The organism is Leisingera sp. ABM4_060, from assembly GCF_056158765.1.
Window position 1 is genome coordinate 4,101,226 of record NZ_JBSWTX010000001.1, and the last position, 19,666, is coordinate 4,120,891.

The 19,666-nt window shown below is 65.8% G+C and carries 19 protein-coding genes and 1 riboswitch; of the genes, 8 read left to right on the top strand and 11 right to left on the bottom strand.

Annotated elements, in window-relative coordinates; translation table 11 throughout:
* Nucleotides 1-234: 234 nt before the first annotated feature.
* From ACXAEH_RS19890 to ACXAEH_RS19935, 10 genes are all read right to left on the bottom strand, one after another.
* The gene (locus ACXAEH_RS19890) at nt 235-1,236 is read right to left on the bottom strand and encodes a DUF6925 family protein (protein ID WP_475035290.1); all 1,002 of its coding nucleotides are present in this window, start codon (nt 1,234-1,236) and stop codon (nt 235-237) included.
* A complete protein-coding gene (locus ACXAEH_RS19895) occupies nt 1,229-1,885 on the bottom strand; it encodes an adenosylcobinamide amidohydrolase (protein ID WP_475035291.1) in 657 nt (218 codons plus the stop codon). The genes ACXAEH_RS19890 and ACXAEH_RS19895 overlap by 8 nt, the downstream gene beginning before the upstream one ends.
* Nucleotides 1,885-2,640 (bottom strand): ABC transporter ATP-binding protein, encoded by a 756-nt coding sequence (locus ACXAEH_RS19900; RefSeq protein ID WP_475035293.1) that lies wholly within the window; start codon nt 2,638-2,640, stop codon nt 1,885-1,887. Before ACXAEH_RS19900 ends, ACXAEH_RS19895 begins: the two co-directional genes overlap by 1 nt.
* Nucleotides 2,637-3,620 (bottom strand): FecCD family ABC transporter permease, encoded by a 984-nt coding sequence (locus ACXAEH_RS19905; RefSeq protein WP_475035294.1) that lies wholly within the window; start codon nt 3,618-3,620, stop codon nt 2,637-2,639. The genes ACXAEH_RS19900 and ACXAEH_RS19905 overlap by 4 nt, the downstream gene beginning before the upstream one ends.
* Entirely contained in the window at nt 3,617-4,453 is an 837-nt protein-coding gene (locus tag ACXAEH_RS19910) for an ABC transporter substrate-binding protein (protein WP_475035296.1), read from the bottom strand. Before ACXAEH_RS19910 ends, ACXAEH_RS19905 begins: the two co-directional genes overlap by 4 nt.
* A gap of 3 nt (nt 4,454-4,456) precedes the next feature.
* Complete coding sequence (locus ACXAEH_RS19915) at nt 4,457-6,373, bottom strand: TonB-dependent receptor plug domain-containing protein (protein ID WP_475035297.1); 1,917 nt, start codon at nt 6,371-6,373, stop codon at nt 4,457-4,459.
* 158 nt (nt 6,374-6,531) lie between these two features.
* Nucleotides 6,532-6,740, bottom strand: a riboswitch (cobalamin riboswitch).
* A gap of 179 nt (nt 6,741-6,919) precedes the next feature.
* Nucleotides 6,920-7,759: an EAL domain-containing protein gene (locus ACXAEH_RS19920; RefSeq protein WP_475035298.1), complete on the bottom strand. Its 840-nt coding sequence runs from the start codon at nt 7,757-7,759 to the stop codon at nt 6,920-6,922.
* Between the two features lie 169 nt (nt 7,760-7,928).
* Complete coding sequence (locus ACXAEH_RS19925; RefSeq protein WP_475035300.1) at nt 7,929-8,270, bottom strand: hypothetical protein; 342 nt, start codon at nt 8,268-8,270, stop codon at nt 7,929-7,931.
* A gap of 93 nt (nt 8,271-8,363) precedes the next feature.
* Complete coding sequence (locus ACXAEH_RS19930) at nt 8,364-8,993, bottom strand: hypothetical protein (RefSeq protein ID WP_475035301.1); 630 nt, start codon at nt 8,991-8,993, stop codon at nt 8,364-8,366.
* Between the two features lie 60 nt (nt 8,994-9,053).
* Complete coding sequence (locus tag ACXAEH_RS19935) at nt 9,054-9,617, bottom strand: TlpA disulfide reductase family protein (protein WP_475035303.1); 564 nt, start codon at nt 9,615-9,617, stop codon at nt 9,054-9,056.
* Nucleotides 9,618-9,639: 22 nt separating this feature from the next.
* On the opposite strand from ACXAEH_RS19935, the gene argH reads away from it, so the two are divergent.
* The 5 genes from argH to ACXAEH_RS19960 all read left to right on the top strand — a co-directional run bounded on the left by argH (nt 9,640) and on the right by ACXAEH_RS19960 (nt 16,063).
* Complete coding sequence (gene argH / locus ACXAEH_RS19940) at nt 9,640-11,034, top strand: argininosuccinate lyase (protein ID WP_475035305.1); 1,395 nt, start codon at nt 9,640-9,642, stop codon at nt 11,032-11,034.
* Between the two features lie 55 nt (nt 11,035-11,089).
* Nucleotides 11,090-11,266 carry a hypothetical protein gene (locus tag ACXAEH_RS19945; protein WP_475035306.1) on the top strand — a complete coding sequence of 59 codons (177 nt, stop codon included), beginning with the start codon at nt 11,090-11,092 and terminating at the stop codon, nt 11,264-11,266.
* Between the two features lie 92 nt (nt 11,267-11,358).
* Entirely contained in the window at nt 11,359-11,529 is a 171-nt protein-coding gene (locus tag ACXAEH_RS19950; RefSeq protein WP_475035308.1) for a hypothetical protein, read from the top strand.
* Between the two features lie 587 nt (nt 11,530-12,116).
* Nucleotides 12,117-13,382, top strand: a complete 1,266-nt coding sequence (lysA, locus tag ACXAEH_RS19955) for a diaminopimelate decarboxylase (RefSeq protein ID WP_475035309.1) — start codon at nt 12,117-12,119, stop codon at nt 13,380-13,382.
* 50 nt (nt 13,383-13,432) lie between these two features.
* Nucleotides 13,433-16,063, top strand: a complete 2,631-nt coding sequence (locus ACXAEH_RS19960) for a TIGR02302 family protein (protein ID WP_475035311.1) — start codon at nt 13,433-13,435, stop codon at nt 16,061-16,063.
* Between the two features lie 115 nt (nt 16,064-16,178).
* Here the strand turns inward: ACXAEH_RS19960 and ACXAEH_RS19965 are convergent, their stop codons facing one another.
* Nucleotides 16,179-17,120 carry a zinc-ribbon domain-containing protein gene (locus ACXAEH_RS19965; protein WP_475035312.1) on the bottom strand — a complete coding sequence of 314 codons (942 nt, stop codon included), beginning with the start codon at nt 17,118-17,120 and terminating at the stop codon, nt 16,179-16,181.
* Between the two features lie 218 nt (nt 17,121-17,338).
* Between ACXAEH_RS19965 and ACXAEH_RS19970 the strand changes: the two genes are divergently transcribed.
* Genes ACXAEH_RS19970 through ACXAEH_RS19980 form a run of 3 tightly spaced genes read left to right on the top strand, consistent with a single transcriptional unit; the run spans nt 17,339 to nt 19,658 of the window.
* Nucleotides 17,339-18,016 (top strand): cell division ATP-binding protein FtsE, encoded by a 678-nt coding sequence (locus ACXAEH_RS19970; protein ID WP_475035313.1) that lies wholly within the window; start codon nt 17,339-17,341, stop codon nt 18,014-18,016.
* Nucleotides 18,013-18,912 carry a cell division protein FtsX gene (locus tag ACXAEH_RS19975; RefSeq protein ID WP_475035315.1) on the top strand — a complete coding sequence of 300 codons (900 nt, stop codon included), beginning with the start codon at nt 18,013-18,015 and terminating at the stop codon, nt 18,910-18,912. Before ACXAEH_RS19970 ends, ACXAEH_RS19975 begins: the two co-directional genes overlap by 4 nt.
* Complete coding sequence (locus ACXAEH_RS19980; RefSeq protein ID WP_475035317.1) at nt 18,909-19,658, top strand: lysophospholipid acyltransferase family protein; 750 nt, start codon at nt 18,909-18,911, stop codon at nt 19,656-19,658. The genes ACXAEH_RS19975 and ACXAEH_RS19980 overlap by 4 nt, the downstream gene beginning before the upstream one ends.
* The last annotated feature ends 8 nt before the right edge of the window (nt 19,659-19,666 follow it).

A 19,666-nucleotide genomic window follows, 5' to 3' on the forward strand; every position in this document is an offset into this window, starting at 1 on the left:
CTATTGCTGCACGTGCAGCAATTGACAGGGTGTCTCAGGGGGTGCGCAGGAGTCAACCGCCAGAACCGTCCTTGGTTGTACGAATCCGGTCATCTGCGGAGTTTTGATGCTGCAAAGCAGCAGGGAGCCGCCCGGTGCAAAAGCCGCCATCCGTTTCCGGCCGGCGGCTTCCTGCGTTTCACTGGCGGCGGCCAAGCCTCGGGCGGCCAAGTCTCGGGCGGCCTGGGCCGGGCATCAATGGCCCGGGTTTTCCTCCTCTTCCTGCCCGGCACCGCGGTCAAACCGCTCAGCATAGGCCTTGGCCAGCTTGCCGGGGCCGTGCAGCACCCGCCACTGGCGGATGCCATTGCGCCAGCCGGCCCGGCCTTCGCGGGTCTCCGGCTCTGCGGCGTCCTCAGCCGGGGTTTCCGCCTGCAACAGCGCCCAGACCGCCTGCTTGCCCTGGGCGTAAGGTTCCGCACCCCAGGCGCCCAGCAATTCCTGGAAGGCGTCAAAGGCGGCGCGGTTGAAGGTCTTGTCCTCGCCCAGCCGCCCGATCACTGGGTTTTCGGGATGCACGCCGCAGCAGGGCACCCAGCCTTCGGGGATCGGGGTGTTGGCGGAATGGGTGCGCTCTGCGCGCAGCAGCTTCGGCAGCACATGGGTATGCGGCCCTTCGGGGGATTTGCCGCCGGTGTCCGGCCCGCCGATCATCTGGTAGACCTCAACCCGGCCGATGCGCGTCAGCACCACCCGGTGCGGATGTGCTTTCAGGATCGCCCCCATCGCCGGGTTGCCATGTTCAAACAGCGACCGGCCCGCCTGCGCAGCCAGCACGTCCAGCAGCTCCGGGTCGGCGGTGCGGATGCAAAAGTCCGCCTGGAACTGGCCCAGCCCCATGTCGAACAGCAAAGCGCCGCGGTCTTCATCGCGCAAGGCGCCGTCATCGGGGCCAAGCGCGGTCAGCACATCGCGCCGGTTCATCGCCGCCGCAGCCTCAGGCAGGCACAGCGACACCGCCTGGGTCCAGCGGTGCGGCTTTGGGCTGAGGGTTTCATAGGCCACCGGGCGCACGCCCTCCAAGCTGTCTATGCGGACGCCGCCACGGCCTGTCACCTGCATCAGCCCGTCCTGTTCCTGCGGTGCCGAGTCGCCATAGACATGGTGGAACTCGCCAATGGCGCCAAAAGACCCCATGTTCCAGCCGCAGTCCTCCTGCATCAGCGCCTCTTTCAGCACCTGTTGAAGCTCAGGCATGTGCTGCCCTCCTGTTGGTTGATTTCCATTCCAGGGCGCCCGCGTGGACGGCCTGGTAAACGGCTTTGCCGATGGCTTCGCCGGCGGCGGTGTGCAGCCCGGCATAGGGGGTCGTGCCTGACGGGGCCGCCACCGCGGCGCAGTCGGTTCCGGTGCCCGTTGCAGTGCCGCCCGGCAAGGCAATTCCCGCCTCCATCACTGCCGCAGTGCGCGCCTGGACGGCAATGCTCAGCGCCTCGATCAGCCCGGCCTGGGTCAGCCCTTCGGACAGACGCAGGGCCACGTTGATGGTGCCCCAGTTGCGGCTGGCGTAATCCATCCGGCTGCCCACGCGCTCGGCGTTGGACAGGCCGACAGTGGCCACCGCATGGGCGCTGAGCCCCTCAACCCTGGCTGTGGCCTCACAATAGCGGCGCACATCGCGCGAGGTGAGGAAAGCCACCGCATCTTGGCTGCCGCGCGCGGACAGCTCATCCGAGAACCACTCGGTCACATCCAGATTGCGCGGCAGATCGCTGTTCCTGACCTCGCGCCACAGGATGCGGCGGGCAGTGACCAGGCCGGGGCGGTTCACCGCCCAGCTCAGCACCTGCATCTCCGTGCCCAGATCAAATTCGATCCAGGGCCGTTCCAGGGTGACGGCACTCATCACAGCACCTCCAGCGGCTGGAACACCGGCCCTTGCACCGTGGCCTGATGCCAGATTGAGATGCCAAAGGCGCGCGCCATAAGGTCAGGCGTCAGCACTTCGGCGGGCGCCCCGTCAGCCAGAATGCCGCCTTCGGCCAGCAGGATCAGCCGGGTGCAATGGCGCGCCGCCAGCCCCAGGTCGTGCAGCGAGACCAGGGCTGAGCGGCCCTCGGCAGCCAGCGCGGCAAAGACCTCCATGGTGGAGATCTGATGCGCCGGGTCGAGCCCGGCGGCGGGTTCATCCGCCATCAAAAGCGGCGTGTCCTGTGCCAGCGCCCGGGCAATCAGCGCGCGTGCCTGCTCGCCGCCCGACAGGCGAGAGGCAGCGCGCTGGCGGTAGGGATCCAGCCCCATGCGGGCAATCGACTGGTCGACCAGCGCCTGATCGCCAGGCGGCAGCCGCAGCCCCTGCGGCAGATGCGGCAGGCGGCCAAGCGCCACCAGCCGCTCCACCGGGATCGGCCAGGCAATCTCGCGCGATTGCGGCATCCAGGCCACCGCGCGGGCGCGCTCTGCCGCGCTCATCTCAGCCAGCGAGCTGCGGCCGCAGGAGGCGATCAGCCCCAGCGCCGCGCGCATCAGGCTGGTCTTGCCGGTGCCGTTTGGTCCCAGGAGGCCGACGAACTCGCCTGCCTGGATTTCTAAGGACACATCCCGGAGCACCGGGCGGCCACGCAAGGTGACGGAGAGGTTTTCGACCGACAGCAGGCTCATGCCAGACCCCTCCGTGTCTTGTAGATCAGATGCAGGAACAAGGGCGCGCCGACCAGGGCGGTCACCACCCCCAGCTTCAGGTCGCGCGACGGCAGGATGATCCGCACCGCGATGTCCGCCAGCTGCAGCATGATGGCGCCGCCCAGGCCCGAGGCCCACAGCAGGCGCGAGGGCTGGCCGCCCACCAAGGGCCGCAGGATATGCGGCACCACCAGGCCGATAAAGCCGATGGCGCCGGCCACCGCCGTGGCGCCGCCGACAATGCTGGCGGTGCCGATCACCAGCAGCAGCCGCAGCCGGTTCAAGTTCATGCCCATGGTCTGCGCCGCATCCTCGCCCAGGGTCAGCGCATCCAGCCCCCGTGCCAGGGTCAGCAGGATTGCAGCCCCGGTGAGCGCAAAGGGCAGCACCAGCCAGACATGCACCATCGACCGGTCCGCCAGCGAGCCCATCATCCAGAACACGATCTCATTGGCGGCAAAGGGGTTGGGCGACAGGTTCAGCACCAGCGAGGTGAGTGCGCCCGCCATGGCAGAAATCGCAATCCCCGCCAGGATCAGCGACAGCGAGCCGCCTTGCGGCCCGGCCAGCGCCATCACCAGGAACACGCCCGCCAAGGCACCGGCCAGCGCCGCCAGCGGCAGGCCCAGCGTCAGCGAGGCGGCAAGGCCGGTGTTGATTGCCAGAACCGCACCCAGCGCTGCCGAAGAGGACACCCCGATCAGCCCCGGCTCAGCCAGCGGGTTGCGCAGATAGCCCTGCATCGCGGCCCCCGCCAGCCCCAGCCCGCCGCCGATGACAATGGCCAGAATGGCGCGCGGCAGGCGGATTTCCCGCATCACCAGCGTCAGCGGGCCGTAGCTGCCGTCAAACAGCGCCGCTAGGCTCTCGCCCATGCCGACATCCGCAGGCCCCACGGTCAGCGAGATCAGGAACAGCACCGCGACGGCACCGGACAGCCCCAGTATCAGACGGGTCATTCCCGGCTCTCCTTTTCGATGAACAGGCGGCGTTCCTCTGCCAGGCCTTGCACCGCGCGCAGCACATGCGGCGTGCCGCAGACCCAATCCGCATCGCGCATCTGCCCGGCGCCGCTTTGGGCCGCCAGCTGCTGCACCACCGGATGCGCCAGATTGTCCTCGCTGCGCGAGGCGCGGGGATAGGGCGAGGTGCCGACCAGCAGGTCCGGTTCGGCCATCGCCAGCACCTCCAGAGGCATCTTGCCGGAGCGGCCATAGCCCATCTCTGCGGCGATATTGCTGAGGCCCGACGCCACCAGGATCTGCCCGGCCAGCGACTTGGGCCCGGAGGTATAGCTGTTGGCGGCATAAAGCGCGGCGCGCGGGCGCGGGCCATCTGCCGGCTGCAGCAAACCCATCCGGCTGTCATACTCTGCCAGCAGATCGCGGGCGGCCTGTTCGCGGCCGAGCACCTTGCCCATTTGCAAGATGCGGTCCCGCACATCTTCCAGCGAGTCCGCGGGCTGGAACACCACCACCGGCACGCCAAGCCGTTGCAGCATACCCGTGGTGGCCGGGGTCGAATACGCGCCGGCAATCACCAGATCCGGTTTCAAGAGATAAATCTCCTCTGCCCGGCCATGATTGACGGGGTAGGCCAGGGCCTCTTCAGCCATGGCCGAGGCGCGGGCGTCCCGCGCGATATAGGACACCGAGGCCAGCTGGCCGGGCGCTGCAAGCAGCATCGCCAGCTGATCGGTGCAGAGGTTCATCGACACCACGCGCGACGGCCCGGCAAGGGCACCGGTGGCGGCCCAAAAAAGGGCCAGGGCTATGCCGGGCAGCCTGCGCATGGGTCAGAACTCGGCCCTGATGCCGGCATAGACCGCGCGGCCGCGCTTGGCGTAGCCCCAAACGTCCGAGTATTCCTCGTCGAACAGGTTGGTGACGCGGCCGGTCAGCACCAGGTTGTCTGTCAGGTCATACTGGGCCGAGACATTCACAGTGGTGTAATCCGGCAGTTCGGCGGTCGCAAAGGAGCCGAAGAACTGGGTGTCCCAGTTACCTGCCACATGACGGATGTCTGTGGTCACAGAGCCGCGGCCGTTGAAGGTCTGCAAGGTGGCGCTGAGCAGCAGTTCGTGCTCCGGACGGCGGACCTCGACCGAGCCGTCCGGGTTGGTGGCGTCCAGATAGGTGTAGGACAGGTTCAGAAAGAGAGACTCTGTGGCATCCAGGCTTGCAGATACTTCAAAACCTTCGCGGTCGCTGTCACCGGCCTGGTTGCGGTAGTTGAAGACGCTCCCGATCGCCGGATCCGGATCCGTGCCGGCAAAGAAACTCTCGATTTCTCCGGTCAGCGTTTCCTTGAAATAGGTCACGTCGATAACACCGCGCTCTTGCAGGAACGGCACTTCGATCCCAACATCAAAACTCCGGTTTTCTTCTGGTGTCAGGTTTGGATTGCCCCTGAAAGTCGATGCCCCAAACGAGCTTGTGAAAGTGTCATTCGCGAACAATTCGAAATAGGTGGGGTTCGCGATACCGGTGCCTGCCGAGCTGTGCAGGCGCACACCGCTGCCGGCAAAGGTGTAGGAGGCGCTGGCCGTCCAGGTGGTGGCATCATCAAAGACGCTGTTGTCGTCATGGCGGACACCCAGCTGAAGGTCCAGCCCGTTTGCAAAGCTGCCGCGGTACTCCAGCGCCAGGGATTTCGTTTCACGGACAAACGCCGGGTTCCTGCTGCTGCTGTCTTCTTCCCATTCTGCCAGAACATTCAGCAGGTGGTCCGCTTCGTCTGCCCGCTGCCCGCCGAGGCCGAAGCTGAGAAGGTATTTGGCAGCTTCCGTCTGGGTTTCAGTAGGGGCGAAGCCGCTGAAGGACTGGGCGAAATCCGTGCGCTCAAAAGACAGCCGCTGCTTGATACGTCCGCCCAAAGAATCGAATTCGGCGTAGACTTGGGCCTGCTGCTCCTCCCGGTCGCTGAAAGGTGCGGTATCATCCACCACATACCCCGCCGGAACCGTAGCATTATCCGTCGTGCTGTCGTTGTCATAGTGTTCATCAGAGGTGCGGAAATTGAAGCCAAGCTTTAGCCGGTCGGTGACCAGATAGTCGCCCTTCAGCTGGGCGGTGTTGCGGCGGATGCCGTCCTCTTCGCCGCCGTCGCCGGAGCTGTCATAGCCGTCGTCGTTGTCATGGGCGAGGCTGAAGGTGATGCCGCCGCGCTCGGTGCGGGTGGAAACCCGTGCAGAGGCCCGGTAGCCGTCCGAACCGGCCTCGGCGCTGCCGCCGTATTCGGTGCCTATACCGCCCGTCTTGGTGATGATGTTGATCACGCCGTTGGAGGCGTTGGAGCCGTAGAACACCGACTGCGGGCCGCGCAGAACCTCGATGCGTTCGATATTGGCGGTGTCCAGGCCGGACAGGATGTACTCGCGGTCGCCGCCGGTGGCTTCAATGCCGTCGATCAGAATCAGAGTGTGATTGGCTTCGCCGCCGCGGATGCGGACCTGGGTGAAACTGTCGCCGGAGCCGTTGATCATGACACCGGGAACCGATCGAAGTGCGTCTTGAACGGTGGTGATGCCGCGTTTTTCAATTTCCCCGCTGGTCACAACAGACGCGGACCGGCCGTATTTCTGAGCTTCAACAGGCGTCAGGCCGCCGGAGATGATAATCTCATCCAGCAGCAGAACGTCTTCCTCCTGGGCGGTTGCGATTGCGGGGGCGGCTGCCAGTGCTGCAGCCAGGGGCAAGCTTGCCTTGCGCATAGTCCATTCCTCCCGGCCTGCGGGGATACGCACAGGCCAAGCTGCCGCCCGTGCCGGGCAGCGTGTTCAAATGTCGGTCTTTGGAAGGCATGGCCTCCGCAGACGGTGAAAATGCCACCACTACGGAAGTCCGTTGTCCCCAGCGCGCCCCGCACCCGGACAGGGTGATCATCCTGGCAGGTCTCCTGACTCGCGGGTCGAGGCTTTGCTGCGCCTTCCCGCCCCTTGGGGCAGTGGCATATCGCAGCATTGCTCTCCGCTCACAGTTGCGGGGGCAGTCACGGATTTGGCGCCTGTTGGCTACACCGCACCGTGTTCCCTTTTACCCGGGTGGTCTCCCAGCCGGACCAGAATGGCAGGACTTAGGCAAACCGGCGCCGTTCTGTCAAGAAGCCTGTTGCGGTCAAAGGCGGCGGGAACGGGCGGCCGGCGGCTGCTGCCGCAACCGGAGTATGCAGGAGCCGCGCAGCGGCGCAGGCCGCCGCCGGGACCCCGGGGAGGGGCGGGCGTTTGATCCGCTGCGCACCGCCAGGGTTGGCGGGGCTGTCAGCCGGTCTCTTGGCGCTGCTTCATGTCTTCGACCCAGGGCGGCGAGACCGAGGGGGCGCCGAACAGGTAGCCCTGCAGGCAATCGACGCCATTGGCGACCAGGAATTCGGCGTCTTCCTGGCTTTCCACCGATTCCGCCACCACAAACATGTCGAACTGCTTGGCAATGCCGATCAGCGCGCGCACCACGGCCTGATTGTCGAAATTGCCGCTGATGCCGCGCACGAACTGGCCGTCGATCTTGACCGCATCAAAGAAGAACTGGCGGAAACTGCCGATCGAGGTGGAGGCGGCACCGAAGCTGTCCAGCGCAAAGGCAATGCCGTGCTGCTGCATCCGGCCCATGAAATCGGTCACAAGCTCAGGCGCGGCCATGGCCGAGGCTTCGGTGATTTCCAGCACCAGCCGTTCGCCCAGGTTGGCGTCGCGTTTCAGAAAACGCTCCAGCACCTGGGTCCAGCGCTGGTAGCCGATGGAGCGCGCCGACATGTTGATGGAGAGGCGGATGTTCGGGAATTTGTCCAGTGCCCGCAGCCCGTGCTGCAGCGCCAGGCAGTCCATCTCGCGGCCGATTTCCTTGTCCTCGACCACATGCATGAATTCGCGGGCGGGGATCACCCGGCCGGTTGGATCCAGCACCCGGATGTAACCCTCGTAAAAGGCGACGCCATGCGGCGCCATCGCCTGCATGACGGGCTGGTAGGCCAGCACCGTCTGATTGTGCTGCACCGCATCGGCAACCATTTCGAGGGTGGATTTGTCACGCCCCGCCACCGCCGCATTCAGCGGGCTTTCGGAGCCTTCGGGAAGATCTGCCTTGGCGTTTCGTCTGTTCATGTGCTGCGAGGGCCCTGTTCCGGCAAAGATGAGACTCAATATGCTTTGCCCCGCAGCATCGCGCAAAAGGGTTGATGCGGGATTAAAGATTGCATTTGAGTGATCTGGCGGCACAGGCCGCCGCCGCCGGGCCGGGCCGTTTCCCGCAGCTGGCCGCGGGGCCGGGGCCTCAGACCATCGCTGCGGCGCGCTGCGGCTGCGGCAGCACCCGCATCTGCACCACCTGCTCGACAAAGGGCACCAGCCCTTCGGGGCCGGAGCTGCGGTCCTTCAGGTGGATGCAGACATCAGGCCGGATCGCGGCGATGATGCCAATGAGGTCGCCGCGGGTCTGGTCATCCAGTCCGGCCCCCATGATCACGCATTCGATACGCGGCTCGTTTTCCAGCTGGCGCACCACTTCCGGCTGGTCATGCGCGCCAAGCCATTGAATCGGCAGGTGATCCAGCTGTTCAGCCACATTGCCGATCACATGCGGCAGCTTTCCGATCAGTAACACAACAGGTTTCATTTCACTCTCCACCCTACACCAGGGCGCCCTTATCGAGACGTCCCTCAGGGATGAACTAGTGCGAAATTCCGCCGGGTCAGGTGGCGGCAGTAGCTAGGGCCGGGTTACGTGGATCACGCGGCACTTGTTGCCCTTCTCATCCAAGACGTTATTGAAAAAGAAAGCTGAGTTTACCTTTGCGTTGTTTTCGACACCGAGATTGCAATACTTTAATGCACCAGTTGTAGCTTCGATTTCCGTATCCCGTTTCGATACGAAGCCTGTATCTCCGTTATCTGTCATTGCAAACGCGCCGAACTTTCCTCCGACTTGAATTCTTTGATACTTTCGAAAAGCAATGTTACCGTGCTGACTCAAAGTCGTTCCATTTCCAGTCGCGGGATTCTTAGGGCTTATCGACGCATAGAGTGTGCACTGGCCTGGATCCTGCGACTTTAGGCTGCAAGATTTTTTTGCGTAGCGTCTTGCGAGGTCCATGTTCGTGGTTTCGCCAATAATGCCAACGATGTCTTCCTGTTGGTTAACAAACATCGCAGCGTAAAAGTCGGAGTTCTTTCTGAATGAAGCAAATCTCTTTTTCGCATTCCCTGTCAGTTTCGCATCGGAATGGACAGTTACCTTGGATCTGTGCCCTTCAAGCAAAATTTCTTCCGCTTGAAGGGGGAGGGTGATTGTTAAGAGTGCGGTTGCTGTTACCGCTGCGCAAGAAAAATACTTTCTCAAAATGTTCTCCTGGGGCCGGTATTCCGCCCCCAAGCTACTCACTTGAATTTCAAGCGCAAGCTACTTTGAGGCGATCATCGCGCTGATGATCGCCTTGGCGCTGTCCGAGTTCCACTCGGCGTCGCCCAAGAGCCGCGCGACCTCCTTGCCGTCGCGGTCCAGCAGCACCGTGATCGGCAGGCCGATCACCGCCATTTCGCGGGCCAGTGCCTGTTTCGGATCCTGGTGGCGGGGCAGGTTGGTGATGCCAACCTCGTCAAAGAACTTCTGGATGCCGGCGGGTGAGTTGCGCCCCGTCGCAATGGTCAGAACTTCGAAATCCTCGCCGCCGAATTCCTCCTGCAGCTCGGACAGCTGCGGCATTTCCTTGCGGCAGGGGGCGCACCAGGTGGCCCAGAAATTGAGCAGCACCACCTTGCCCTGGTAATCCGTAAGGCTGGCAGTGTCGGCGCCATCGGCCAGTTCGAACGCCGCGGCGGAAGTATCGCGCCGCTCGGAATGCACGACCAGCCGTTTCAGGCTGTCCTCGCGCAGCGCTTCCAGCTGCGCCTGATCTGCCGCAGCCGCGGCATTTGCACCCAAGGCGAGGGCCATATAAAGGGAAAGCTGACGAAACAGACGCATATTATCTCCGGGGTTCCACACCATGACAGATCAATCCTCGAACCAGATGTGGGGCGGCCGCTTTGCCGCAGGTCCCGACGCGATCATGGAGGCGATCAACGCCTCGATCGGGTTCGACAAGCGGATGGCAGCACAGGACATCGCAGGCTCCAGGGCCCATGCGGCGATGCTGGCCGCGACAGGCGTGATTACGGATAATGATGCCGAGGCCATTCGGGAAGGGCTGCTCACCGTTTTGTCAGAAATCGAGGGCGGAAGTTTCCAGTTTTCCACCGCTTTGGAAGACATCCACATGAATGTGGAGGCACGCCTGAAGGAAATCATCGGCGAGCCTGCGGGCCGCCTGCACACCGGCCGGTCGCGCAACGACCAGGTGGCGACCGATTTCAAACTCTGGGTGCGCGACCAGCTGGACGCAGCCGAAAGCGGCCTGCTGGCGCTGATCAAGGCGCTGCTGAGCCAGGCCGAAGCGGGCGCCGATTGGGTGATGCCGGGCTTCACCCACCTGCAGACTGCGCAGCCGGTCACCTGGGGCCACCACATGATGGCCTATGTGGAAATGTTCGGCCGTGACCTGTCCCGGGTGCGCGATGCGCGTGCCCGCATGAACGAATCGCCGCTGGGCGCGGCAGCGCTGGCGGGCACCTCCTTCCCGATCGACCGGGAGATGACCGCATCTGCGCTGGGCTTTGACCGCCCGGCGGCCAACTCGCTGGATGCTGTGTCCGACCGCGACTTTGCGCTGGAGTTCCTGTCGGTGGCCTCGATCAGCGCCGTGCACCTCAGCCGTTTTGCCGAAGAGCTGGTGATCTGGTCCTCGGCGCAGTTCCGCTTTGTCACCCTGTCGGACCGGTTCTCCACCGGCTCCTCGATCATGCCGCAGAAAAAGAACCCGGATGCGGCAGAGCTGATCCGCGCCAAGGTGGGCCGGATCTTTGGCGCCAATACCGCGCTGATGATGGTGATGAAGGGGCTGCCCTTGGCCTATTCCAAGGACATGCAGGAAGACAAGGAACAGGTGTTTGACGCCGCCGACAACTGGATGCTGGCGCTGGCGGCGATGGAAGGCATGGTGCGCGACATGACCGGCAACCGCGACAGCCTGGCGGCCGCCGCCGGTTCCGGCTTCTCCACCGCCACCGACCTGGCCGACTGGCTGGTGCGGGTGCTGAAGGTGCCGTTCCGCGATGCCCACCATGTGACCGGAACCCTGGTGGCGATGGCGGAAAGCCGCGGCTGCGATTTGCCGGATCTGACGCTGGCGGATATGCAGGGCGTTCATGAAAGCATCACCGAAGACATCTTCACTGTGCTTGGTGTCGAAAACTCGGTAAACTCGCGCATGTCTTATGGCGGCACCGCACCGGCGCAGGTGCGTGCGCAGGTCGCCCGCTGGCAGGAGATCCTGGCGGGCTGAGGCGGCGGCTGCCGCAGGGGCTAAGGGCTGATAGGGCTGATCAAGGAGGCTGAACATGCGGAAGATGGGTTTTGCTTTGTTTGCGCTGGCGGTGCTGGCGGCCTGCGGGGTGGATGGCGAGCCGGTGCAGCCGACCCTGAACGCCGGGATCGGCGTCGGTGACGGCGGAGTCCATGCCGGCGGCGCGGTTGGGCTGCACAAGGGCCCGATCAGCGTCTTTCTGGGCTTCTAGCGCCTGCGGCGCTCTTGACGCCGCAATGCAGAAACACCACCTAGGAACCGCCTCGGGCTGATGCCGGGGCGGTTTTCATTAAGGATGCTGGAATGAAGCTTGCGTTTGTTTTTCTTGCCTTGGCCGGCCTGGCCGCCTGCGACACCGGCGTGCCGGCTGCTTCCAGCGCTCCCGCGCCGAATGCGCAGCAGAAGCATCAGCCCGCAGAGCCGGGTGTTTCGGTCTCCGGCTATGCCCGCGCGGGCGTTTCCCACACGTTCTGAACAGCGCAATTGCCGTCCGGGGCTGATCCCCGTCCGGTTGCTGCCTGCTGCTGTGCGTTTCGTTTTTGATCTGCTGAATGCCAGCGGTAAGGAGTGGCGGCGCCGCCAAGGGGGCGGAGGCGGGACGGGAGGTTCCTCCCGCACGCTGAACGTTGTCTCTGCGTGCCCTTGCCAAAGGGCCCTGTTCCAAGGTGCCGGGGGTGTCAGTCCCGGCGAAGATCGCGATCAGGGGGATCATGGCAGCGCGGGCTTAAGATGCGGTGAGAGGGGCGTGCGGCGGCTGCGCAACACCGCCAGCGCCTGGTGTGCCGCTTCTGTTGTGCAGTGAGAATTTTGGCAAAGAAGAAGAGACGGTCCGCGCTTCGTCTTTGTCCAAATACTCAATGCGCCCCGTCTGCCCCGTCTGCCCGGAGCGGAACGCCGGTTGAGGGCGGGCTTCGCCGCGCGCAGGCGCGGCGCCGGACCCAACGGGCGCGGGCGCATCTTTGATGCGTCTGCGGCGGGCGGGAGCGCTGCTTTGTTGCAGGCGGCGGGCCGCGGGCGGAATCATTTGATCCATATGCCCCTTTTGCCCTAAAGCCGGGGCCATGGACCATTTTCTCTACCGCGACGGCGCGCTCTACGCCGAAGACGTTCCCATCTCCGAGATCGCCGCGGCGGTGGGCACCCCGTTTTATGTCTATTCCACCGCCACACTGCTGCGGCATTTCAAGCTGTTCGATGAGGCGCTGGAAGGCACCGATCACCTGGTCTGCTACGCGATGAAGGCGGCCTCCAACCAGGCGATCCTGAAGACGCTGGCGCAGGCGGGTGCCGGCATGGATGTGGTCAGCCAGGGCGAATACTTGCGGGCCAAGGCGGCGGGCGTGCCGGGAGACAAGATCGTCTTTTCCGGTGTCGGCAAGACAGCTGATGAAATCCGCGTGGCTTTGACAGGCGGCATCCGCCAGTTCAACGTGGAATCCGAGCCGGAGATGGAGGTGATCAACGCGGTGGCGCTGGAGCTGGGCATGGTCGCTCCGATCACCATCCGGGTGAACCCGGATGTGGATGCCAAGACCCACGCCAAGATCGCCACCGGCAAATCCGAGAACAAGTTCGGTATCCCGATCTCCCGTGCCAAGGAGGTCTATGCTCTTGCCGCCTCCCTGCCGGGGCTGGAGGTGGTCGGCATCGACTGCCACATCGGCTCGCAGCTGACCGATCTGGAACCGTTCCGGCTGGCCTATCAGAAGGTCGCCGAGCTGACGGAAACGCTGCGCGCCGAAGGCCACAACATCCGCCGCCTGGACCTGGGCGGGGGCTTGGGCATTCCTTACGAGCGCTCCAACGAGGCGCCGCCATTGCCGGTGGAATACGGCCAGCTGATCAAGGACACGCTGGGCCACCTGGGCTGTGAGATCGAGATCGAGCCAGGCCGGCTGATCGCGGGCAATGCCGGGCTGATGGTGTCGAAAGTGATCTATGTGAAATCCGGCGAGGGCCGCGATTTCCTGATCGTGGACGGCGCCATGAACGACCTGATCCGCCCGGCGATGTATGAGGCGCATCATGATATCGTGCCGGTGCGCGAACCGGCCCCGGGCAGCGATAGCCAGCCTTATGACATTGTCGGCCCGGTCTGCGAGACCGGTGACACCTTTGCCAAGCAGCGTGCGCTGGCGCCGCTGAAAGCCGGCGCTCTGATCGCCTTCCGAAGTGCGGGCGCCTATGGCGCGGTGATGGCCAGCGAGTACAATTCGCGCCCGCTGATCCCGGAAGTGCTGGTGCATGGGGATCAATTCGCGGTTATCCGCGCACGTCCAAGCTTTGACGAAATGATAAACCGCGATACCATCCCCGAGTGGCTTTGACGCGATCCGGGAGATGATCCAGCGCGGGCCACCCGTGATGCGAGGCCCGAATGCCCTTTGACCGCCAAGCCGCCCGCCGGGCAAAACATGGCGCCGATCCGGTCCTGAAACGCCTGCGCTGGCCCCTGCGGCTGACGCAGGCCGGGCTTGTGGCGGAACGCGCCATGCGCGCCTTCTGGCCGCTGGCCTCGGTGCTGATGGCGGTGCTGGCCGCGCTGATGCTGGGGCTGCATCTGCTGCTGCCGGAAACGGCTGTCTGGACGGGTGCCGTGGCGGCTCTGCTGACCGCCACCGCTGCCTTTGGCTGGGGCGCCTGGCGATTCCGCTGGCCCGGCCGCGGTGAGGCGCTGGAGCGGCTGGATGAAACCCTGCCCGGGCGCCCTGTCACCGCGCTGATGGATACCCAGGCAATCGGGGCGGAAGACGCGGCCTCGATCGCGCTTTGGCAGGCGCATAAGCGGCGGATGGCCGCGGCGGCGGCGCAGGCGCGGGCGCCTGTTCCGGATCTGAACGTCAATGCGGCCGACCCTTACGCCCTGCGCTACGCGGCGGGGCTGTTCCTGGCGGTGGCGCTGCTGTTCGGCTCGATCTGGCAGGTGGCGGCGATCAGGGATCTGGGAGCCGATGGCACCGCCGTGCTGAATGGCCCGGCCTGGGAAGGCTGGGCGGAGCCGCCTGCCTATACCCGTCTGCCGGTGCTGTATTTGAATGACCAGGCAGAGGGCGCGCTGAAACTGCCCGAGGGCAGCCGCGTCACCCTGCGGTTTTACGGCGAGGCGGGGGCGCTGAGCCTGGCAGAGACCGTCTCGGGTGCCGGCGCAGAGACACCGCCGCCTGGTGATGGCGCCCAGGAATTCACCGTTGCCCGCAGCGGCTCATTTGCCATCGAGGGCAGCGGCGGGCGCAGCTGGCAGGTGGAGGTGATCCCGGACCACCCGCCCAAAGTGTCCGTTGCAGGCCAGCCGGAGCTGGAGAGTGACGGTTTTACCTCGCTGGCCTTTGCCGCGGGGGATGATTATGGCGTGGCTGCCGGGCAGGTGCGGATTGTGCTGGACCTGGCGGCGGTGGCACGCCGCCACGGCCTGGCCGCCGAGCCCGATGCGCGCGAGGCGCTGGTGCTGGACCTGCCTTTGCCGCTGTCCGGCTCGCGCAAGGATTTCACTGAAAAACTGATCGAGGACTTTGCCCGGCATCCCTGGGCCAACCTGCCGGTGGTGTTCACCTTCTCGGCGGTGGATGAGGCCGGGCAGTCCGCGGCGGCGGCCGGTTTCGGGACTGAGCTGACCACCCGGCGTTTCTTTGACCCGCTGGCGGCCGCGGTGATCGAGCAGCGGCGCGACCTGCTGTGGGCGCGGGCCAATGCGCCGCGGGTGGCGCAGGTCTTGCGGACGCTGTCGTACCGTCCGGCGGGCCTGTTCCGCGATTACGGCGATTACCTGCGGCTGCGCACCATTCTGCGGCGGCTGGAGGCCTATACGGTGCAGGGCAGCATCCCAGAGCCGGGGCAGGAGGAAATCTCCGACGCGCTGTGGGATCTGGCGGTGCAGCTGGAGGACGGCGATGTCGGCGATGCGCTGGAGCGGATGCGGCGGGCGCAGGAGCGGCTGAGCCAGGCAATGCGCGACGGCGCCTCGGAGCAGGAGATCGCCCGGCTGATGCAGGAGCTGCGCGAGGCCACCCAGGATTACCTGCGTCAGCTGAGCCGCATGGCCGAGGCAAATGGCGAGACCCTGGAGCCGGGTGAAATGCCCGAGGACATGATGACCCTCAGCCAGGACGACCTGCAGGCGATGATGGACCGTATCCAGGAACTGATGGAGCAGGGCCGCATGGCCGAAGCCGAACAGGCGCTGCGCGAGTTTCAGGAGATGATGGAAAACATGCGCATGACCCGCTCGCAGCAGGGCCAGGGCGGCGATCAGGGCCGCGAGGCGATGGAGGGGCTGGGCGAGACCCTGCGGGAACAGCAGGGGCTGTCGGACCAGGCCTTCCGGGATCTGCAGGAGCAATTCAACCCCGGCGCCCGCAGCGGCGAAAGCCAGGGCAATGAAGGCCGCGACGGCGGATTGGGCCGCGGCCAGAGCCACCAGGGCGGCGGTCAGGGCGGCCAGGGCGGTGAAGGCAACCAGGGCGCGCAGGACAGCACCCCCGGCGGCAATGGCTCTGGCGGCCGCGAACAGCCCGGGCAGGGCGGCTCGCTGGCGGACCGCCAGCAGGCGCTGCGCCAGCAGCTGCAGCAGCAGCGCGAGGGGCTGCCCTTTCTGGATGGCGAGGCCGGCGATGCCGCGCGGGAGGCATTGGACCGGGCCGGCCGCGCCATGGAGGGGGCCGAGGATGCCCTGCGCGGCGGCGACAACGCCGAGGCGATCGACCGGCAGTCCGAAGCGATGGAGGCTCTGCGCGAGGGCATGCGCAGCCTGGGCGAGGCCCTGGCACAGCAGCGCCAGCCCGGCCAGCAGAACGGGCAGGGGCAGCAGCTTTCTGATACGGCGCGAGGAGAACGGCTGGACCCGCTTGGCCGCAACAATGGATCGACGGACGACGGCGGCAAGCTGGGCGACCGGCCCGGGGCCTATGGCCGCGCCTGGGATCTGCTGGAGGACATCCGCCGCCGGGCTGGGGAGCGTACGCGGGACGAACGGGAGCGCAGCTATTTGCAGCGCTTGCTGGACAGGTTCTGAGGACCGTCTGGCAGCGGCGCGGCGGGGCCGCATGCAGCTTTGAGTATTTGCAGAAATTGCAAAAGGCCGGGCATTGCCCCGGCCTTTCCGCTTGCCTGGCCGCAGGCCCGGGTGGTTACTGCGGGCTGGTCAGCGACTTCACTTGCCCGTCAAGCCACAGCCGGGCCTGATCTACCCAGCCGACATAGCTGCTGAGCGCGCTATCCGCCTGCGGAACCTTCTCGGAGATCAGGGCCGCATTGTCATAGACCATCACCAGCACCAGCGCAGTGATCACCGACAGGGAAAACCCGCGGGCAAACCCGCTCTTGCGGCGCACGGGCGGCTCTTCGCTGGCGGCCTGCGGGGCAGGCGCGGCGCTGCCGGCCGAGCGCAGGGTGGAGTTGATCTCCTCGATGTCCGGCAGCAGTTCCTTGCGCGATCCGCTCTCGGCGGCGGCAATCTGGCGCGGGTCCTCGCCGCGCATGCGGGCCATGCGGTCGCGGGCCTGGCGGGTGCGGCGGGCGGCTTCATCCTCGGCCGCGGCGCTGTCCAGCCCCAGATCGGGCTGAGTTTCCAAGCTTTCGCTTTCCGCAGCCCGCAGCGAAGCTTCGCGCTCGGCCTCTTCGCGCAGGATGTCACTGAGCGCCGGGTCCAGCCCGCGCGCGCGCGGCGCAGGCGCGGCCTCCGCTTCGTCCTCGTGTTCGTCTTCTTTGTCTTCGGTGTCAGCCTGTTCGCCGGGCTCTTCCGCCTCATCCTCAATAAGGTGCTGGTCCTCTGCCGCCTCCGGCTCTTCCTCAGCGGCGGGCTCTGCGGCTTCTTCAAACCTGTCTTCGGCGTGCTCCGGTTCCGGGGCTGGCTCAGGAGCCGGCTCGGGCGGTGTCTCTGCAGCGGCAGCGGCCTCGGCTTCCGGTGCTGCCGCTATGCCGTCATCGGGCGCTTCCGGCGCCGGGGCGCCCGCTGCTGCCTGAAACCAGGTCTGGCCGCAATTGGAACATTGCACATCCCGCCCTTCAGCAGGGATTACATCCTCGGGCACTTCGTACTGGGCTGCACAATTCGGGCAGGTCAGGCGCATCATGCTCTCCTCGGCACCATCCTGCCGGCCAGCAGGCGGCAGGTTGTTTTTCCAAGGATTATAGGCGGATCGGGGAGGGCGCGAAAGTGTCAATCGCGGCACGCCTGCACGCCCGCCTGCTGCGGCGGCTTCCGCGCAACAGAGCCCCCATTGAAACTGCCCGCCCCTTGGGGCACAACACCCGGGCGCCACCAAAGGGGCGCAAGCGGGGGGCAGCAGTGATCGAGCTGGAAAATGTGGGCTACAACTACGGCGGCGGTGAGCTGCTGAACGCGGTGTCGGTGCAGCTGGCGCCGGGCTCCTTTCATTTCCTGACCGGCCCGTCGGGGGCCGGCAAGACCACGCTGCTGAAGCTGTGCTATGGCGCGCTGAACCCGACCGCGGGCCGGGTGCGGGCCTTCAACATGGATGTGCACGGGCTGGACCGCGACCAGATGGCGTTTCTGCGCCGCCGGGTCGGCGTGGTGCATCAGGACTGCCGGTTCCTGGACCACTTGCCGGTGATCGAGAACATCGCCCTGCCGCTCCTGGTTTCGGGGCGCGAGCTGAACCACGAGGAAGCCAACCTGAACGAGCTGCTGAACTGGGTCGGCCTGTCGGAACGCGCCCATGCGCTGCCGCCGGAGCTGTCGGGCGGAGAGCGCCAGCGGGCGGCGCTGGCCCGGTCGGTGATCCTGTCGCCGGATGTGATCATTGCCGATGAACCCACCGGCAACGTCGACTGGGACATGTCGCAGCGGCTGCTGCAGCTTTTGGTGGAGCTGAACCGGATGGGCAAGACCATCCTGGTCGCCACCCATGACCTGTCGCTGATCCGGGCGGCCAAGAACCAGGTGCAGGCGCGGGTGCTGCGGATCTCGAACCGGCAATTGCAGCTGGCGGGAGCGGACCTATGACAGACAGCAGGCTGCGCAAGCTGGTCCTGGGCGATGCCCAGGCCAACCGGGTGGTGCCGCCCAGCGGCTTTACTGCCCATCTGACATTGTTTGTCTCCGGGGCGATGGCGTTTCTGGCAGTTTTCGCACTGGCGCTGTCCATGGCCTCGGGGCGGCTGGCCGACCGCTGGGCCTCGGAGCTGGCCCGCGCCGCCACCCTGCGCATCAACGCCCCGGCCGAACAGCGGGTGGCGCAGACCGAAGCGGCGCTGGAGATCCTGCGCCAGACCCCCGGTGTCGCCACCGCCCGTGCGTTGACGGGTGAGGAGCAGGCGGCCTTGCTGGCGCCCTGGTTCGGCTCCAGCCTGCCTGCGGGCAGCCTGCCGCTGCCGCAGCTGATCGAGGTGACCGGCGATGATCCCGGCTATGACGCCCAGGGCTTGCGGCTGCGGCTGCAGGCCGAGGTGCCGGGCGCGGTGCTGGACGACCACACCCGCTGGCGCGCGCCGCTGGTGGAGGCGGCCCGCTCGCTGCGCCGGCTGGCCTGGGTGTCGATCCTGCTGATCGGCGGCGCCACCGCGGCGATGATCACCCTGGCGGCAAACGCGGCGCTGGCCGCCAATGCCCAGGTGATCGAAGTGCTGCGGCTGGTGGGTGCCTTGGACAGCTATATCGCCCAGGCCTTCATCCGCCGCTTTACGCTGCGGGCGCTGACCGGTGCTGCCGCGGGCGTTGCCCTGGGCATGATCGGGGTGCTGCTGATGCCGGAAGCCTCGGACGAGGGCGGTTTCCTCACTGGGCTCGGCTTCCAGGGCTGGGGCTGGCTGGTGCCGCTGATGATCCCGCCGCTGGGCGCGCTGGTGGCCTTTGCCGCCACCACCCGCGCCGCCACCAAACGATTGGGAGAACTGTCGTGAGCCGTCTTATCCAGCTGCTGCGCTCGGTGCTGTTCGACATTCATGTTTACGCCTCGATGCTGGTTCTGGGGCTGCTGTTCGCGCCCTGGGCTATCGCCTCCCGCAAGGGCGCCCGCGCGGCCTGCAAGACCTATTGCCGCTGGGTGCTGTGGAGCGCGTCCTGGATGGTCGGCATCCGCACCGAAGTGCGCGGCCCGGTGCCCGAAGGCGAGGTGATCATCGCCGCCAAGCATCAGAGCTTTCTGGACATCCTGATCATCTTCAACGCGCTGCCCTCGGCCCGTTTCATCATGAAGCGCGAGCTGTTGTGGACCCCGGTTATCGGCGTCTATGCCCGCCGCCTGGGCTGCGTGCCGGTGAACCGCGGCAAGCGCGGCGCGGCGATTGCCAAGATGGTCAAGGATGTGGCGGCACAGAACCGCGAGCCGGGCCAGCTGGTGATCTACCCGCAGGGGACGCGGGTGATGCCGGGCGCCGAGAAACCATACAAAGTCGGCACAGCGGTGCTTTATGAGGGGCTGAAACAGTCTTGCGTTCCGGTGGCAACCAATGTCGGTGTTTTCTGGCCCCGCAACGGGCTGATGCGAAACCCGGGGCTTGGGGTGGTGGAGTTCCTTGAACCGATGGCGCCCGGAATGCGGCCGAAAGCCTTCATGAAAGATCTGGAAGAGGCGGTCGAGGGCCGTTCCGCAGCGCTGATGCGCGAGGCGGGTTTCGATCCGGGACAGCCCGCGCTGCAGAACTGATCCGCGAC

Coding starts and splice junctions, on each gene's coding strand:
- ACXAEH_RS19905 (WP_475035294.1), bottom strand. CDS start 3,620: ATGACCCGTCTGATACTGGGGCTGTCCGGTGCCGTCGCGGTGCTGTTC.
- argH (WP_475035305.1), top strand. CDS start 9,640: ATGACAGATCAATCCTCGAACCAGATGTGGGGCGGCCGCTTTGCCGCA.
- ACXAEH_RS19925 (WP_475035300.1), bottom strand. CDS start 8,270: ATGAAACCTGTTGTGTTACTGATCGGAAAGCTGCCGCATGTGATCGGC.
- ACXAEH_RS19900 (WP_475035293.1), bottom strand. CDS start 2,640: ATGAGCCTGCTGTCGGTCGAAAACCTCTCCGTCACCTTGCGTGGCCGC.
- ACXAEH_RS19895 (WP_475035291.1), bottom strand. CDS start 1,885: ATGAGTGCCGTCACCCTGGAACGGCCCTGGATCGAATTTGATCTGGGC.
- ACXAEH_RS19965 (WP_475035312.1), bottom strand. CDS start 17,120: ATGCGCCTGACCTGCCCGAATTGTGCAGCCCAGTACGAAGTGCCCGAG.
- ACXAEH_RS19915 (WP_475035297.1), bottom strand. CDS start 6,373: ATGCGCAAGGCAAGCTTGCCCCTGGCTGCAGCACTGGCAGCCGCCCCC.
- ACXAEH_RS19960 (WP_475035311.1), top strand. CDS start 13,433: ATGCCCTTTGACCGCCAAGCCGCCCGCCGGGCAAAACATGGCGCCGAT.
- ACXAEH_RS19920 (WP_475035298.1), bottom strand. CDS start 7,759: ATGAACAGACGAAACGCCAAGGCAGATCTTCCCGAAGGCTCCGAAAGC.
- ACXAEH_RS19975 (WP_475035315.1), top strand. CDS start 18,013: ATGACAGACAGCAGGCTGCGCAAGCTGGTCCTGGGCGATGCCCAGGCC.
- ACXAEH_RS19910 (WP_475035296.1), bottom strand. CDS start 4,453: ATGCGCAGGCTGCCCGGCATAGCCCTGGCCCTTTTTTGGGCCGCCACC.
- ACXAEH_RS19945 (WP_475035306.1), top strand. CDS start 11,090: ATGCGGAAGATGGGTTTTGCTTTGTTTGCGCTGGCGGTGCTGGCGGCC.
- ACXAEH_RS19935 (WP_475035303.1), bottom strand. CDS start 9,617: ATGCGTCTGTTTCGTCAGCTTTCCCTTTATATGGCCCTCGCCTTGGGT.
- ACXAEH_RS19950 (WP_475035308.1), top strand. CDS start 11,359: ATGAAGCTTGCGTTTGTTTTTCTTGCCTTGGCCGGCCTGGCCGCCTGC.
- ACXAEH_RS19890 (WP_475035290.1), bottom strand. CDS start 1,236: ATGCCTGAGCTTCAACAGGTGCTGAAAGAGGCGCTGATGCAGGAGGAC.
- lysA (WP_475035309.1), top strand. CDS start 12,117: ATGGACCATTTTCTCTACCGCGACGGCGCGCTCTACGCCGAAGACGTT.